Below are 16,583 nucleotides of genomic sequence, written 5' to 3'. Positions count from 1 at the left end.
CCATAAAGGATTGCCCCTACAAAAGGCATTTGAATGGAATTTAACACTTTAGAACCAACACTTACGCCGTTGCTTGTGTCTTCACAAGCAACCAGTAGCAAAACCTCTCAAAATATTACGGAGCCCCAAGCGATGAAATTTACTAGGCTAGGGCAACCATAAAGGATTGCCCCTACAAAAGGCATTTGAATGGAATTTAACACTTTAGAACCAACACTTACGCCGTTGCTTGTATCTTCACAAGCAACCAGACGGTAACTTTTATACGAAAGTCTTATTTGGCAGATAAAATACGGCGGTGGTAGTTGACTTGCCCCAAATGATAGGCAAGGTGAGATAAAAGGTGAATGAGCATAAAATCTACCGATACTTCTTTGTCTCGCCACGGCAGTGGGTAGGCTTTGGTAAGGCGCGCCAGAGGTAAGTTGGTCAATACTTCGCCTACTATTTGTTTTATTTCATCAATATCATCCACTATTTTTTTGCGTGGCACATTGCGTAGGGCAAACTCTGCTTCTCGGTCGCGCACATAGCCCGTGTTGCCCAGAGTGGCTCCAATAAAATGATTGAGGTTTCCTATAAGGTGTAAGGCAAGGGTGCCGCCAGAGTTGCTAATGCCGTTAGCGGTTTTCCAAATGTCTTGTTCGTGGGGGTAGGCGAGAATTTCTTCTTTGAGTTTGTCTAAATCGCGCTGATAAATTGATATGAGGGTTTCGAGAGTCATGATTATTTGTGTTATTTTGTGTTTGAAGTTTGATAAAAACTGTTTACACAAAATAACACAAAATAATTGAATTATCGCCAAAAGAACATGACGGCGACACAATAAAACAGGGCAATGTAAAAAAGAATAAGCCCCATGTTTTCAATGGTTTTGCTGACAAGGGCATACACAAAACCAAAACTTCTGAATACTTTTTCCATAACGTTGCGTGGTTTAAAAATTGTTGAATCAAATCTTCCTCATCTGTTGACAGAAACGCACTGTACCACATGGGCAAGATATAATCGGGATCTACCCTTTGTTTGCTCATAGTGTAGTAACATTACATCTAGGTATTATGCTAATTATGTGCCAAAAGTGGGGTGACTAGATTGGTCTTTTAATTTTTCTGGGTGCTTCAATTGTTCTTAGGCTTTTAGTCTTGGGTTGTTTTACTGGGGCATTGCTTTTAGTATACCTTAAGACAAAACACTACCAATAAATTTCTAAACCGATGATAGAACTTTAAAAACTACAAATTATATTCAAGTCGGAGGTAAAAATAAAACCTAAGCCTCCTTTTGTTTATTACCATTCTTTGGTGGCTTGTGCCAAAAATAGTACCTTTCAAATGCTTGTTTTTGGTGTAAATATTGTGTATGTTTTCCGCAAAAAACACATTGACAACGAATTAACAACCGCTACTCTATGTTATTGAGAAAAATGATTCGCCTGATGGCTTTACTGGGCTGTTGGTCAGCAGGTTACGCACAAGAAGGAGCCGTGCATTTACAAAACTACCCTCCATCAAATACCGGGGTACAAACCAATGCATTGGTGCAAACCAAACATAAAACTATTTTGTTGGCAAATGCCAGAGGGGCAACTCAATACAATGGGCAACAATGGCAACCTGTGCAGGCACAATCTACCTTGTATGCGCTTCTCGACGACTCTACGGTAGTATATACTGGAGGCCGCTCCAGTTTTGGTTTTTTACAACTATTGCCCTCACGCCAATACCGTTTTCAGAGTTTGAGTCGCTCATCTAAAAAAATACCCAAAGAAATAGGCGACTTTCATTTTGTAAAAGGCAATACAAAATTCGTGTACTTTTTGAGCAATAAAGTATTAATAGAGGTAGATCGTGCCCAACGCAAAGTAACAAGAGTATGGCAAAACCAGGCATTTCAGAGCTTAATGGTGTTCAAAGAAAAGGTGTTGGTAAACATTTATAACAAAGGGCTACACCAAGTGCCTGCCCCGCCCAAAGATGAAAACAATGAAGACAAAAAACCAAGCCCATTAGTAAAAGTAAACACTCAGGTAGATTTTGGTAAAATAAAAATTCTATCCGCTTTTACTTCTACCCAGTTTCTTTATGTGACTGCCCAAAACAAAGTTTATAGGTTTGATGGGGCTCAGTGGAGTATACTCCCGCTTGCTGCCCAAAAATACTTAGAAGAACACACCCTCACTCAAGGCACCTTACTTAGTTCGGGGCAATTGGCCTTGGGAACGCTCAACGGTGGGGTGTTGATAGTAGCGCCTACATCGGGCAAAACCTTGTATATGATTAACCACCAAACGGGCTTGCCCGACGACGAGGTGCAAACCTTGGCGGCCGATCATCGCCAGGGCTTATGGATTGTACATACCCAGGGTATTTCGCGGGCAGTATTGCGGGCACCTGTGACTAACTTTACCCATTATCCGGGCTTGGTGGGCACCCCTACTTCGGTTACCTACTGGCAAAAACAATTGTATGTAGCCACCAGTGAGGGATTATTTCAGTTGAAAAAGACGCGTAATTTTCAAGACCTGGTAACCCCCATTAAACGCCAGCAACAAAAGGGCATTGTGGTGAGTAAACAAGCAATAGCAAGCACAGGAGGGGTTACGTTACAGTCGCAAAAGGTAGGAGGAACAGTAGTGGGTAATCTTATCAACAATGTGTTTGGCAAGAAAAAAGTAGTGGTGACAGTAAAACCCCGTCAACAGCCTAAAGCCCCAACCAAAGCCCAACCAAAATTACCATTACGACAACGCAACATATTGCAAAGAGAATTGTATGCATTAAGTTCTTTTCCTTATTTTTATCATAAAATTCCTGGATTTTCGGCAAGGGTAAAGCAAATAGCCGCCACTGCCAATGAATTGTTGTTGGGGAGCAATCAGGGCTTGTATGTATACCAAAACGGAAAGGTAGCACCAGTACTGAAGGAGGTGTATATACACCAGGTCAAAAAATCGCCTAACAACGAGCAACTGGCTTATGTAGCCACCAGTGAAGGGGTAAAAAGTGTAACAAAGCAAGGGGAAAAGTGGAAGCTAAAAGATGACTTTGCCGCTATCAAAGCAGCGGTCTATTCTATGGCCTTTATAGGTAGTAGCTTGTGGTTGGGGGGCGACAATCAGGCAATTAAAGTGCAAACCACTGCAGAGGGACAGTACCAAAGCCATCAAGTGTATCAATTGCCCCGTTATTATGTAGAAAATGTACAGGTGGTGGGCATTGGACAAGCTCCCGTATTGTTTTTGTCTAATGGCTTGTATCGTTTAGATACTAAAAAACAGCAGTTTTACCGTGACTCATTGCTCAAAGACGTGCGCTTGCCCTACCAGATGGTACAACGCCAAGGGGCCAACGTATGGACCAACTTACAGCAAAAATGGCTCAATCTGGCCGACAGCAGTCAGGTAGCACATTTGGCATTGTGTAGCCAGGTAAATGACATTTACCACGATGAAGCAAAAAATATATGGGTAGTTGACAAAAACCAGGTACTCCGCATTGCCCCAGCATCGACCAAAGACAGCCCAGGGTTTGAGGTGTTGGTTGCCAAGGTGTTTGATCACCAGCAGCAAAACCTCAAGCTCGACAATATTCGTTTGTACCAAGGAGCAAAAGCCTATAGTCTTACTTTTGAACTGGGTGCTACACATTATTTAAACGAAGCCTCTACCCAATACCAGTACCGTATCAAAGGACTCACCAAAGGCTGGAGCGAGTGGAAAAACAACGCTGAAATTAAGTTTACATTTTTGCCCAGTGGTAAGCACACCTTGGAACTGAGGGCAAAAAATGCGATTGGCGAAATAAGTCCAATCAAAAAAATACGCTTTAGGGTGGTTCCTCCTTTCTGGAAAAGGTGGTGGTTTTATTTGTTAGAAGTGTTGGTATTGGCAGGTTTAGTTGTTGCCTCGGCAGTGTCCAGTCGTTTCGAACGATTTGAACGTTACTCAAGCATCATTACTTTTGTCACTATTATTACCGTTTTTGAGTTTTTTATGATTACCCTTGAGCCTTCAGTAGACGATATTTCGGGAGGAGTGCCTGTGTTTAAGTTATTTATGAATATTTTGCTGGCAATGTCGCTCAATCCACTTGAGCGTAGGTTCTCTGCCTGGCTCAGTGAAAACAAGCATCGGTTTCAACAAAAGTAATAAAAGGTAAAAAGACCTGAACAATGCCTAATGATTTTGTGAAGCAAAGTAATTGTGTTACATTTGCAACAACATTGCATATATACGCATTTATGAGAAATAACTTATTCAAAAAAGCTGATACATTAGGCATTATCAGCTCATTGCTTTGTCTGATTCATTGTATTTCTTTGCCCATTTTGGTCAGCATAAAACCTGTGGCAGCCCAGTTTATTGATGAAAAACTCCATTTTCTCGAATATGTATTTGTGGGGCTTAGCTTAATTGCAGTATATTTTGCTACACGCTCTTCTCATGTAACACTTCGCATGAAGTGGGCATTTTATATAATATTTGTTTTATTTACGCTGGGTATCTTTCTCGAAGATGCCTTTGTTTGGCTTACTTACCTGGCTTACGCTGGTTCTGTTGGGTTAATTGTGATGCACATCATCAATATTCGACACAGCATGCGTTGTTCAGTGCCTGAGCATGCCCATTGAAAATTCATTCAAAAAATATACTTAAAACAAGCCCCAAAAGAGGTGACAATCACACTCTTTTGGGGCTTTTGATTGGTTTTACTACCCACCACCCCATTTTTATACTGCATCCATTTTGCCTCCTGCATTTGTATGTTCGCAAGTGACCAACCACCGCCAACAATTGCTTACCTACCAAGGATTCCCCTTTCCATTCAACTACATTCGCTTTATGAACCGTACCACAAGCCAGCCTGAGGGTTTAGTTAACCTAACTAAAAAAACGTATCTTACCCGCGCAAACACCTTATAAAAAAAATACATTAATATCTGCCAATGGCTTTACCTGTATCTGAAAATGATATGCAATCACGGGCAGTCAACCTATTGCTTCATGAACTGGGATATGACGAATACCTTGACTGCCAATCAATTGAACTCCACAATACCCCCTGGCAAGTGGCTCAAGATCCACTCAGACGTGGTTCTCCGCAAGAAGTGGTCAGCCTCGAACACCTACCACAAGCAATGCACCGGCTAAACGATCACCTGCCCAAGGCAAGCAAAGCTAAGTTGATAGATGCTGCCGTCCATGCACTCACCACCAACCGTACCCACCTACCTATGCTGTCAGCAAACAAGCAAGTCCATCAGTTGATCGTACAAGGCTATTGGGCGACAGCCAAAAACGAGCGGGGCAACGAGCAAACTTATCAAGTACACTACATTCGTTTTGATCGGCCTGGCTTAAATTATTTTATGGCAGTGGCAGGGCTTCCGGTGGTAGTCAATGACCTGTGCTGCCCCGGCTTACTGTTGTATGTCAATGGCATTCCTTTAGTACTGTTGGTGCTTGACACCAAGCCAGAAGCTCTATTTGCCTATGACCGTTTGCAACGCTACAAACGCGACATTCCCACCTTGTTTAGCTTCAATGCCTGGGTGATATTGGCGGGCGCACAAGACACCAAAGTAGGGAGTTTTGATACCAAGTGGAATGGCTACCACCAGTGGCAACAAGCAGACTATGGTCACCAGTCTTTAACGGCTGAAAATGGCCTGACAAAAACCCTCTACAGTATTTGTGAAAAAACCCGATTACTCGATATGGTCCATCACTTTGTCTTTTTTGCAGAAGAAAAAACCAAAGTACTAGCCCAAAACCACCAATACCTGAGTGTAAACAAAAGTTTTGACGCATGGCAACAACGCTATAAACTGGCGGGTAAACTGGGCGTGCTTTCGCATACTCAAGGGGATAACAAACACTTGCCTGAACTCTTTTTTATACTAAAAGTACTGCACCGTGCTACAACAAACTATAGTTTTGTGGTGGTGCACGATCATCAAACACTGGAGGAACAAGTTTGGGATGTTTTTGAAAAAGGGCTGGAGGCTCAGCGGGTGGGCATACACAAAGCAAACAGCCCGGATGACTTGAGAACTATATTGACCAAAGAAAGTAATCAGGTGGTTTTTACGCTTATTCAGCATTTTAGTACACCCAAAGAAGCGTCTTTTGGCTGGTTGAGCAACCGGAAAAACCTGGTGGTGCTCATAGACGAAACACTCACTAAGCAGCACAAAGCGTATCAGGATAATATACAGCAAGCACTGCCTCAGGCAAGTTATTTGGCATTGGCAACCACCCAAGCTTCAACGACAGTAGCCCCTGAGTTTACCCAGCCTTTGCCCGAAATGCTCCAACAGGCTATAGAAGCAAGCCGTCAGTTTTTGAGCCAACACGGAGGCAATATGGAACTTATACTAAGCAATGATGCTCTTCCGACTAAAATACCACATTTGATGGGTGTAGCCAATCAATTGGCCAAAAGTGAGCAACTAAGTACCGCGTTGAGACTCAAAGCCGACCATATTTACCATCTTTACCATGCTGCCCAATCTCTGGAAAATATGCCCGCATTTTTTGAAAAAATAAGGGAAGTGTATCAGTATTTGCAGGCGCAGCTGTTTAGACAAAATAAAGGAGGAATTTATGAAGTAGCGTCGCTTGCTCATAGCGAATTGTTTAAAGGGACTTTGCCCAAACAGAGTGCTGCCACCGAGTTGGCTAAAGTGGCCGAACACAGCCTTCCACAGGCGCAAAGGTTAGATTTACTAACGATTGACTTTGAAAAAGTGGCGACAAATTTTCATCAAACGCCGTATCAATACCTGGCATTGAGAGACCTGCAGGCATTTTTACAACAGGAGCTCAGGCGTATGTTGGCGCTTAACTCTACTCGAATTGGCTTTGCTCAGAGGTGGCAAGCCATTGTGGGCGAATATGATGGTAGCCCAACGCCGGCTCACTTTTTTGCCACCCTCAAAGCATACGGAGAACAACTAAGCCTGGAAGGGAAACGCGCCGAACACGAGGGGCTGACCGAAGCTGAGCTTCAAGTGTTTGACTTGTTGTGGGACGAAAGCCTGCTACCCGACCAAAAGCCAAGCATAAAACAAGCCGCTCAAACACTGTTGGGCAACTTAAAACAAGTCCAACACCAACTATTGAACGATCATTGGTCTAGAGACTTGACCCAGTCTATAGAAGTAAAGCATTTTATCAAAACCCAACTGCGTGCATTACTTGATAAAGTATACCCTCCCACAGCAATTGACCAAAAAACGGCTATGGTATACCATTTTATGCGTTATTTGCCCAATAGTGGGCGTTTGTTTTTGAGTTAATTAATTGAAGTTGCGAGGTACAAGCGACCAGCTTCAAGTACCAGTTATATTCGCACTCACAACACATAAACACCTGTATATCAAAATTTTATATTTTACATATGGCAACTTGGGTTAATTATACTTTGTCTAAAGTGTGAGGAGGAGGATGTTTGAAACACCTTGCCGCCTCATATTTCAACGGCTGGCGCACGCATCCCCGCGTATGTTGTTGAAAAAACTTAAGCCAGTGGCGTTTGAAACACCTTGCCACCTCATATTTCTTACTTGCAACACTTGTGCACCGATATTTTATTTACCTTTGCTGGCAGATGAAATACACCGCTTTCATATTGTCCCTGTTGATACTTACCATGTCAATGCTCACCTGCACCGACGGGGTTACGTGTGAAAATGGTTTGGTGGTAGAACAATCAACCCATGATGACACACATGATGAGGTGGAGGCTAATCACGACCACTCAGAAGACAGCCAGGATGCTTGTTCACCATTTTGTACTTGCCAATGCTGTGGCTTGTCTATTTCATTGACTGTTTTTGTAGCTGTGTTACAAAAACATCGCATACCTGCCTTGGTTTACCAAGACCACTACGCCCCCAGTTATTCTCAAGAGTATTTGAGAAGCGTTTGGCACCCCCCACTCTATAGTTGAAAATTAAGCATTTACACTTTTAGGGCTTTCTTATAAAAAGTGAGAAACCTCTCTGAAGCTGGCAAAGCACAAGGTTTCGATCGGGCGTGGAGACACTGCCCGAGGCGAAAATATGGTTTTTCGGGGGTATATTCTCCTAAAGATTCTTTTATAAGAAAACCCTGTTTACACTTTATCTAATTTGCAAGTATGACAATAGCCTCAGGCAATTAGTTTTACTCGCTTGAACCTTCTTCCGAGTCAAGGGAGTTTGGCTATGCCATACGATTTGGAGGGGTCGTATACCTGCCAGGTTTTTTAGTGCAGTCGGTAGACTTTTAATAAAACAGCTTTTTACACCTGCCAGGTTTTCAAAACCTGGCAGGTGTGGGTAGACTTCTCTTTATTATAGGTTTGCAAATATTAAATTTCAACTGCCTATACTATAAAACCTGGCAGGTATAAAGAGAACCCTTGCAAAGGAGCTCAACTATAGACAATTTAACCATTGAAATTAAACATTATATGTTCGACAAAATCATTGCTTATTCTGTCCAGAATAAGTTCATTGTAGGGCTGTTGGTAGCAGCCCTGGTGGTGTGGGGGGTATTTTCTCTGCATCAACTGCCCATAGATGCAGTGCCCGACATTACCAACAACCAGGTGCAAATTATGACCCTATCGCCTACCCTTGCCACACAAGAGGTAGAGCAATTTATTACCACCCCTATAGAGCTTTCGCTACAAAACCTGCAGCAAGTCAAAGAAATACGTTCGGTTTCGCGCTTTGGGCTCTCGGTGGTCACGGTAGTATTTGCCGAAAACTACAATATTTACCTGGCGCGCCAATTGGTAGACGAACGTTTGAAAGAAGCGCGCGAGGCTATCCCAACGGGCTTGGGTACGCCCAAAATGGCGCCTATTTCTACGGGGTTGGGTGAGATATATCAGTATGTAGTACGCCCAAAAAAAGGCTACGAAAAACAATACTCGCTCACCGATTTGCGCACCATACAAGACTGGATAGTAAAACGACAATTGGCGGGTATAGAGGGAGTAGCCGAAGTAAATACGATGGGGGGCTACCTCAAGCAATACGAAGTGGCGGTGAATCCAGCTTTGCTTAAGTCTATGGGCTTGAGCATCAACGATGTATACCGTGCCCTTGCCAACAGCAACGAAAATACTGGGGGGGCTTATATCGAGAAAACACCCTATACCTATTATATCCGTTCAGAGGGAGTGGCAAAGTCGCGCCGCGACCTGGAGCAAATAGTTGTGAGCAACAAAAATGATGTACCTGTATTGGTTAGGGACATTGCCAAGGTACAGTTTGGCAAGGCTCCCCGCTATGGGGCGCTGGTGCGCAATGGCGAAGAAGCCGTAGGCGGCAAAGTAATGATGTTTAAAGGCGCCAACTCAGCACAAGTTACGCAAAGGGTGAAAGACAGAGTGGCGCAAATTCAGAAATCGTTGCCCAAAGGCATAGTCATAGATGCTTACTTGGTTCGCGATAAGCTCATTAGCACCGCTATAGGTACGGTACAGAAAAACCTGATAGAAGGTGGGCTCATTGTGGTTTTTATTTTGGTGTTGATGCTGGGCAACTGGCGCGCCGGAGTTATTGTGGCTTCGGTTATTCCATTGGCTATGCTGTTTGCGGTGTCTATGATGAACCTGTGGGGTATATCGGCAAACCTTATGAGCCTGGGCGCTATAGATTTTGGGCTCATCATCGATGGTGCCATCATTATAGTAGAAGCTATAGTGCATCGTTTTCAGACAAATTTTGCCGGGCAAAAGCTCAGTCAAAGCCAGGTAGACGAAGCGGTAATTGATTCGGCACAAGAAATAAGAAGCTCTGCTGCTTTTGGCGAAATAATTATCCTGATTGTATACATTCCTATCATAGCCTTGGTGGGCATAGAGGGCAAAATGTTTAAGCCTATGGCGCAAACCGTGATGTTGGCCATTGCTGGGGCACTGGTGCTCTCGCTTACTTATGTGCCTGCCATGGCTGCCTTATTTTTACGCAAACAAATAGTACGCAAAGTAACCGTTGCCGATCGTATTATTTTGCTTTGCCAACGGGCCTATTTGCCTTTGTTGGAGCTTGCCTTACGGCTAAAAGTGTGGTTTGTGGCGGCAACTATAGGCTTGTTTGGACTCAGTGTGTGGGGCTTCAGCCAAATGGGGGGCGAGTTTATTCCTACACTGGAAGAAGGCGACCTTGCCATGCAGCATATTTTGCCTCCAGGCAGTTCGCTCAGCCAAAGTGTGGTCACTGCCCAAATGATTCAACGTCGTTTGTTGGCAAAGTTTCCCGAAATTACCGATGCTATAGTAAACATAGGCGCTGCCGAGATTCCTACTGACCCTATGCCTGTAGAAATTGGTGATTATATCTTGGTTATGCGCCCCAAAGAAGCCTGGACATCGGCGCAAAGCCGCCCGGAAATGTTTGAAAAAATAGCCGCCGAACTCCAGCATATTCCAGGCATTGGCTATGAGTTTTCACAACCCATTCAGCTCCGTTTCAACGAATTGATGACGGGCACCAAAGCCGATATTGCCATTAAGCTTTATGGAGACAATATCGATCAACTTTTTGCGAGCGCCAAGGCTGCCGAACAGGTCATTGGTAAGGTGCCCGGAGTGGGTACGGTCAATGTAGAACAAGTGACTGGAATGCCTCAGGTAATTGTACGCTATGACTACGCAAAAATGGCGCAATATGGGTTGCACATCAAAGAGGTAAATCGTGTAATCAGGACGGCTTTTGCCGGAGAAAAAGCGGGGATTATTTATGAGGGTGAGCGACGGTTTGACCTGGTAATCAGGCTTGACCAGGCGCACCGTAGGGGCATACAAGATGTCAAAGATTTGTACATCAGCTTGCCCAATCAAGCGCAAATTCCGCTGAGCTCAGTGGCACGCATTGAGTTGGTAAAGGCGCCTATGCAAATTTCGCGGGAAAACACCCACCGACGCATTGTGATTGGGGTAAATGTGGGCGACTCGGACGTAGAAACGTTGGTACAGCATATTCGGCGAAAGCTGGAGGCTGAAGTAAAGCTACCAGCGGGGTATTATTTTGAATACGGGGGGCAGTTCGAAAACCTCAAGGCTGCCAAAGCACGATTGTCGGTAGCATTGCCCATAGCTTTGGCGCTTATTTTTATCTTGTTGTATTTTACCTTTGGCTCGGTGGCTCAGGCGGCACTTATTTTTACAGCCATTCCCCTTTCGGCAATTGGGGGCGTGTGGGCGCTCCAGTGGCGCGGCTTGCCCTTTAGTATATCGGCGGGCATTGGATTTATTGCTTTGTTTGGGGTGGCAGTGCTCAATGGCATTGTGTTGATTGGATATTTTAACCAACTAAAACACGAAGGAATGACTGACATCAGACAACGCATCATACAGGGCACCAAGGTACGCTTACGCCCAGTGCTCATGACTGCTGCAGTGGCTTCTTTGGGATTTTTTCCTATGGCAATTTCTACTTCGGGCGGTGCCGAGGTGCAACGCCCACTTGCTACAGTAGTAATAGGGGGCTTGCTCACTGCCACTTTTCTTACTTTGGTGGTATTGCCCATTTTGTATAGTTGGCTGGCAAGCTGGCAAGAAAAACAAGGAGGCAAAAACCTGCGTGTACCCAAGGCGTCATGGCTGTTGCCATTGTTGGCAGTGGGTTGGAGCACGGCACAGGCACAAACCCCGGCTATGTCGTTGGACAGTGCGATTACAGTTGCTTTGCAAAACCACCCCGATATGCAAGTGGCAAAACTCGCCATTAAGCAAACCACCATATTACAGCGCCAACGCTACAACCCTGGCACTACCAATATCACTTATCAGGGCGATGGTTTGTATAGGCCTAATAATCAGCGGGTGAGCCAGCTCAATATTACCCAAAACTTTGTAGGAACAGGCGCCACCAAAGCCCGTAATGCTTTGCAAAAACAATGGTTGGCGCAAAACAACCTGGCCAAAAATGTAGCAGCCACTAAACTTAAATGGCAGGTACAGCGATTGTATTTGAACATTCAATACAAAAAAAAGATGGTGGGGTTGTATACCCGCCTGACTGCTACCTATGGTCGGTTTTTGAAAAAAGCTAAAGCCCGGCAAGCTTCTGGCGAAACCAATGCTATAGAAAGCTTAAGCATTCGGTCACAACTTAATAAGTATCAGCTGCTTAAGCGGCAAACCGAGATGGAACAAAGCAGCCTGGAGCAACAATTTGCCCTCTTGCTTGGTTTGAGCCAACCCCTGACTACGCAAGACAGTTTGCGGGTATTGCCTTACACACCTGCCAGTTCCACCAATAACTTTAGTTTGCAACAAGCCAAGCAGCGTATTGCTATAGAAAACGCCAAAGTAAGGGTAATTAAGGCGAGTGTGCAGCCCAGTTTTAGCCTGGGCTATGCTGCCCAAAGGTTTGACGAAGGGGGTTGGTTAAACGGAGTTCAGGCAGGGGTACAAATTCCCTTGTTTAAGAGTCAAAACCGTCGCAAAGTAGCAGCACAAAAAATACAAGCCGCACTTGCCGAAACCCAATACCAAAGTACCCAATTACGTCTGAAGCAAGGCATCAGTGCTGCCCAAAATGCGGTGCAGCTTTACCGCGAAGGGGTGCGGTTTTATCAGCAACAGCTCGCTGGGGTAAACCCTGAACTGGAGCGCATTGCCCGACTGAGTTATCAAACGGGGGGGGTATCGTACCTGGAATTGCTCAACACGCTTAATCTTTCAGCTCAAAACCAGCAAAACTATTGGGCTCAAGTACTTGCCTACAACCAGGCAGTGGTGTATTATGAGTATTTGGTCAAGGCGGGGGGGGAGATAAGCGGCAAGCAATAAGCGACAAGCTTTAAGCGATAAGCATCAAGTGATAAGCAGCAAGTGTAAATACAGCAATAAGTGGCAAGCTACAAATGTAAATACAAGGACAACTTGTAGCTTGTCGCTCGTACCTTGAGACTATAGTAGCTGCTTGTCGCTCGTACCACCGATATGCATCGGCATCTAAGGACTTGAGACTATTAAATAACCAAACAAAAAATGAAACATATCAATTTATATATCATCATCAGTGTAATATTGGCTTTTGCCAATGCCTGTAAAAATCCTGAAAACAAAGGAATGGCCAATAAAAAGGCGGTGCAGGAAGCAAAAACAGGTGTCAAAGAACACGACCATCAACACCCACATACACACGAAGAAAAAGAAACTGGGGAAATACACCTAAGCAAAACCCAGGCAAGCACTGTGGGGCTGGAGTTTGGGGGGCTTAGCAAGGTGAAAATCAATGATTTTATCACGGCTACCGGTACATTGGGGCTTCCACCCAATGCTTACTCATCGGTGAGCGCCAAGGCGGAGGGGTTTATCAAAGGTAGCCAAAAATATATAGAAGGGGCGTATATCAAACAAGGGACGGTGATTGCTTATCTCGAAAACCCTGAGTTTATTCTCAAACAACAAAAATACCTGGAGATCAAAGCCGAACTTGTTTATATAAAGCAAGAAATGGCCCGGCAACAAACTTTGCTAAAGGCCAATGCCGGGGTACAAAAAAATGTGCAAAAACTACGCTCAGAGGTGGCTATCAAACAAGCCCAACTCGAAGGAATGGCCAAGTTTCTCAACTACTTGGGCATCAACACTGCCCAACTCACCATCCAAAATATAAGGCGGCAAGTAGCCATTACTGCGCCTATGTCGGGTTACATTACCTCTATCAACATGCACAATGGGGTGTATGTAGCACCCTCGCGTGAGCTCATGGAGATTGTAGATGAGGGGCACCTGCACCTAGAGCTTGAGGTGTTCGAAAAGGACGTTGCTTTGGTAGCAGAGGAGCAAAAGATTACTTATAGTGTGCCTGCTTTGGGCAAAAAACAGTACAGAGGAACGGTACACGTGATAGGCAAAGAGTTTGACAAAGCCAACAAAACGGTACGTGTGCATGGGCATTTGCAAAAGATACGCCCCCGGTTTATCAAAGACTTGTTTGTAACGGCAAAAATATGGCTCAACAATCAATCGGTGGATGCCCTGCCCGATGAGGCCATTGTAAGAGATGGTACGGCTACTTTTGTATTTGCTGGCAAGGCACACGAAAAAGATGCGCTGGAGTTTATCCCCATTAAGGTAATAACAGGGACTAGCGATAACGGCTATACTTCGATAAAGTTGATGGATAAAATACCTGCTGGAATGCAGTTAGTGACCAAAGGGGCTTATTATGTATATGCCCAGTCGAAGGCGGGCGAAGTGGGACATGAGCATTAGTGATTAGTCTAGAGCTAATTAGTCCGGAGTCGGTAGTCCCTCCTACAGCAGGGTTTTCTTATAAAACTTATACATACTCATTATCAATAACTTATGAATGTTTTTATTCAGGTACTCATCCGCAGGTGGAGACACCAGCGGAGGCGGTGACGCAACTTTTTAGGAGCTTATGCCCAAAAAACCACTCACGCTGTTTTAAGTGTTCCTTAAGGACACTTGAAGCTTATAAATAGAAGTCTCCAATCTTTACAAGACAGGCTTTCTAGCCGAATGGCTAAAAAAACTTGGACTATTAACTAGCAGTGATTAGTCTAGAGCTAATTAGTCCGGAGTCAGTAGTCCCTCCTACAGGCACCCATAAGATCAAAGTATAACTACCCTAAAAATGAACGCTTGATAATTTCGTAACCTCTGGACATTTTTTTTAACTTTGCGCTGCATAAAAATATCAAGCGAAATTAATCCAATCACATTTTAAACACGATAAGACATACAATGCATACCCCAAAAACTAGTGTATACTTTGCATTTATTTTTTTATTATTTAGTCACCTTGCCTTTGGACAAGGTTCAAAAAGAAAAACTGCCAACCTTAACACACCTTATCATGCGGTATCTACCCATATAGACAACCTTCAAACCAACAACTACCACCCTGAAATAGCCGCACAAGCCCTTTTTCGGGGGGGCAAGTATGCTTCTATAGAAAAGCGAGAAGAGTTGGCAAAACGATTGCTCAAAATTCTGGATGCCCGTGGCTTACGCGTTGACTATAGCAAGCTACCCAAAGATCCTAAATATGTAGACACGACGGCGTCAGAGGCAAACAAAAAAGTGTACATCCTCTTTCCCAAAGAACTACCTGAGGTATATGTAGAAAAAGTGGGCTCACAATGGTTGTACTCTGAATACACGCTTGACCGTATTCCTAGCTTGTATCGAAGCATAGGAATGATGGAGAAGGTTATCCATAAATTCCCCGATTGGGTGACCAACAAAGTATTGGGAATGACCTTGTTTCATTACTTATCGCTGTTAGTGTTGCTCATTTTCTCCTTCTTTTTGCACAAAATTTTTTCTTATATTTTTCGTAACCTCATTACCCGGCTTATTGTAAAACTGGGCAAAGGACAACGCGGTACCAATGTCAAAAAACTGATCCAGTCTATAGCACGCCCGGCAAGTTTGTTCTTAATTGTGAGAATCTGGATTTGGATTTTGCCCGTGTTCCAGTTTCCACTGTCTTTTACCGAGTATGTGGTCTTGTTTTTAAAAGTAGTACTGCCTGTGTTTGGTATGATGATAGGAAACCACCTGGTAGACTTTGTTGCCTTGTATATGGGCAAACTTGCCGAAAAAACCGAAGGAACTCTAGACGATCAACTCATTCCTTTGATCAAAAAAGCGCTCATTACCCTTGTGTATATCATTGGGTTTATATTTATGCTCAATGCGCTCAGCTTCGACGTTACTACCATACTTGCTGGTTTGTCTATTGGTGGTCTTGCCTTTGCTTTTGCCGCTCAAGACACGATCAAAAATCTGTTTGGCTCTTTTACTATTTTTATGGACCGTCCCTTTCAGGTGGGCGATTGGATAGTGGCAGACAATATTAATGGTACAGTAGAGGAAGTAGGCTTTAGATCTACCCGCATCCGAACTTTTAGCAACTCGGTGATGTATGTCTCTAACGGTAAGCTTGCCAACATGGTGATAGACAACATGGGGGTACGCGCCTACCGTCGTTACTCTACTACCCTGGGGCTTACGTATGACACCCCTCCCCAACTGATTGATGCTTTTGTAAAGGGCTTACGCCAAATAATTTTGGAACACCCCGATACCCGCAAAGATTATTTTCAGGTATACCTGAATGATTTTGCCGGGTCGTCGCTCAACATTTTGTTTTACTCATTTTTTACGGTCAACGACTGGGGACTGGAGCTGAGGGCACGCCATGAACTTATGATGAATATTTTGAGGCTGGCTTATGAGCTGGGGGTTCGTTTTGCTTTCCCTACACAAACTGTTCATGTAGAAGATTTACCCGGACAAAAAGGGCTAACTCCTGCCTACAGCGATTCAGACCTCAACGAAGAAAACCTGAACAAGAAAATAAAGCAGTTTATTGCAGCTCAGTTTGACGAGAAAACATTCCACGCCAAACGCAATCAAAGTAACTCTTCGGTAGGTGGAGACTCTAGCGGAGATAGTTAAGAGGTGTTCCTTCCAGATATAAAAAAACGTGCTTGTATAAAACAAGCACGTTTTTTTTGTTTTCAACCATAATTGAGATGCAGTTCAACTAGAGCGGTTGTTTAATAGAAAATGTTTTACACCATTGTGGTTAGC

At 44.0% G+C, this 16,583-nt stretch carries 9 protein-coding genes; 7 read left to right on the top strand and 2 right to left on the bottom strand.

Features of this window, described 5'->3' with window-relative positions:
• Nucleotides 1-274: 274 nt before the first annotated feature.
• Both Q0954_RS09650 and Q0954_RS09645 read right to left on the bottom strand, forming a co-directional pair.
• A complete protein-coding gene (locus tag Q0954_RS09650) occupies nt 275-724 on the bottom strand; it encodes a DUF1572 family protein (protein ID WP_299456258.1) in 450 nt (149 codons plus the stop codon).
• 71 nt (nt 725-795) lie between these two features.
• Nucleotides 796-924: a hypothetical protein gene (locus Q0954_RS09645; RefSeq protein ID WP_002693149.1), complete on the bottom strand. Its 129-nt coding sequence runs from the start codon at nt 922-924 to the stop codon at nt 796-798.
• A 487-nt stretch (nt 925-1,411) separates the two neighbouring features.
• Here Q0954_RS09645 and Q0954_RS09640 point away from each other — a divergent pair, with 487 nt between their 5' ends.
• From Q0954_RS09640 to Q0954_RS09610, 7 genes are all read left to right on the top strand, one after another.
• Entirely contained in the window at nt 1,412-4,150 is a 2,739-nt protein-coding gene (locus Q0954_RS09640; RefSeq protein WP_299456251.1) for a triple tyrosine motif-containing protein, read from the top strand.
• Nucleotides 4,151-4,173: 23 nt separating this feature from the next.
• Nucleotides 4,174-4,632 carry a MerC domain-containing protein gene (locus tag Q0954_RS09635; protein ID WP_299456249.1) on the top strand — a complete coding sequence of 153 codons (459 nt, stop codon included), beginning with the start codon at nt 4,174-4,176 and terminating at the stop codon, nt 4,630-4,632.
• Nucleotides 4,633-4,947: 315 nt separating this feature from the next.
• Nucleotides 4,948-7,302 (top strand): type I restriction endonuclease, encoded by a 2,355-nt coding sequence (locus Q0954_RS09630; RefSeq protein WP_299456247.1) that lies wholly within the window; start codon nt 4,948-4,950, stop codon nt 7,300-7,302.
• A 311-nt stretch (nt 7,303-7,613) separates the two neighbouring features.
• Complete coding sequence (locus tag Q0954_RS09625; protein ID WP_299456245.1) at nt 7,614-7,955, top strand: hypothetical protein; 342 nt, start codon at nt 7,614-7,616, stop codon at nt 7,953-7,955.
• A gap of 504 nt (nt 7,956-8,459) precedes the next feature.
• On the top strand, nt 8,460-12,797 hold the full coding sequence (locus Q0954_RS09620; protein WP_299456242.1) for a CusA/CzcA family heavy metal efflux RND transporter: 4,338 nt from the start codon (nt 8,460-8,462) through the stop codon (nt 12,795-12,797).
• Nucleotides 12,798-12,998: 201 nt separating this feature from the next.
• On the top strand, nt 12,999-14,231 hold the full coding sequence (locus Q0954_RS09615) for an efflux RND transporter periplasmic adaptor subunit (RefSeq protein WP_299456240.1): 1,233 nt from the start codon (nt 12,999-13,001) through the stop codon (nt 14,229-14,231).
• A 495-nt stretch (nt 14,232-14,726) separates the two neighbouring features.
• The gene (locus tag Q0954_RS09610; RefSeq protein ID WP_299456238.1) at nt 14,727-16,448 is read left to right on the top strand and encodes a mechanosensitive ion channel family protein; all 1,722 of its coding nucleotides are present in this window, start codon (nt 14,727-14,729) and stop codon (nt 16,446-16,448) included.
• The last annotated feature ends 135 nt before the right edge of the window (nt 16,449-16,583 follow it).

The sequence above is a fragment of the uncultured Microscilla sp. genome (genome assembly GCF_947493425.1).
In the GTDB taxonomy this organism is placed as follows: Bacteria; Bacteroidota; Bacteroidia; order Cytophagales; family Microscillaceae; genus Microscilla.
Note: the sequence above shows the minus strand (reverse complement) of the source record. Positions and strands in the feature narration are given on the sequence as shown.

Bases quoted from the DNA above. Each gene is read 5' to 3' on its own strand.
- Q0954_RS09650 (WP_299456258.1), bottom strand. From the start codon at position 724: ATGACTCTCGAAACCCTCATATCAATTTATCAGCGCGATTTAGACAAA.
- Q0954_RS09645 (WP_002693149.1), bottom strand. From the start codon at position 924: ATGGAAAAAGTATTCAGAAGTTTTGGTTTTGTGTATGCCCTTGTCAGC.
- Q0954_RS09640 (WP_299456251.1), top strand. From the start codon at position 1,412: ATGTTATTGAGAAAAATGATTCGCCTGATGGCTTTACTGGGCTGTTGG.
- Q0954_RS09635 (WP_299456249.1), top strand. From the start codon at position 4,174: ATGCCTAATGATTTTGTGAAGCAAAGTAATTGTGTTACATTTGCAACA.
- Q0954_RS09630 (WP_299456247.1), top strand. From the start codon at position 4,948: ATGGCTTTACCTGTATCTGAAAATGATATGCAATCACGGGCAGTCAAC.
- Q0954_RS09625 (WP_299456245.1), top strand. From the start codon at position 7,614: ATGAAATACACCGCTTTCATATTGTCCCTGTTGATACTTACCATGTCA.
- Q0954_RS09620 (WP_299456242.1), top strand. From the start codon at position 8,460: ATGTTCGACAAAATCATTGCTTATTCTGTCCAGAATAAGTTCATTGTA.
- Q0954_RS09615 (WP_299456240.1), top strand. From the start codon at position 12,999: ATGAAACATATCAATTTATATATCATCATCAGTGTAATATTGGCTTTT.
- Q0954_RS09610 (WP_299456238.1), top strand. From the start codon at position 14,727: ATGCATACCCCAAAAACTAGTGTATACTTTGCATTTATTTTTTTATTA.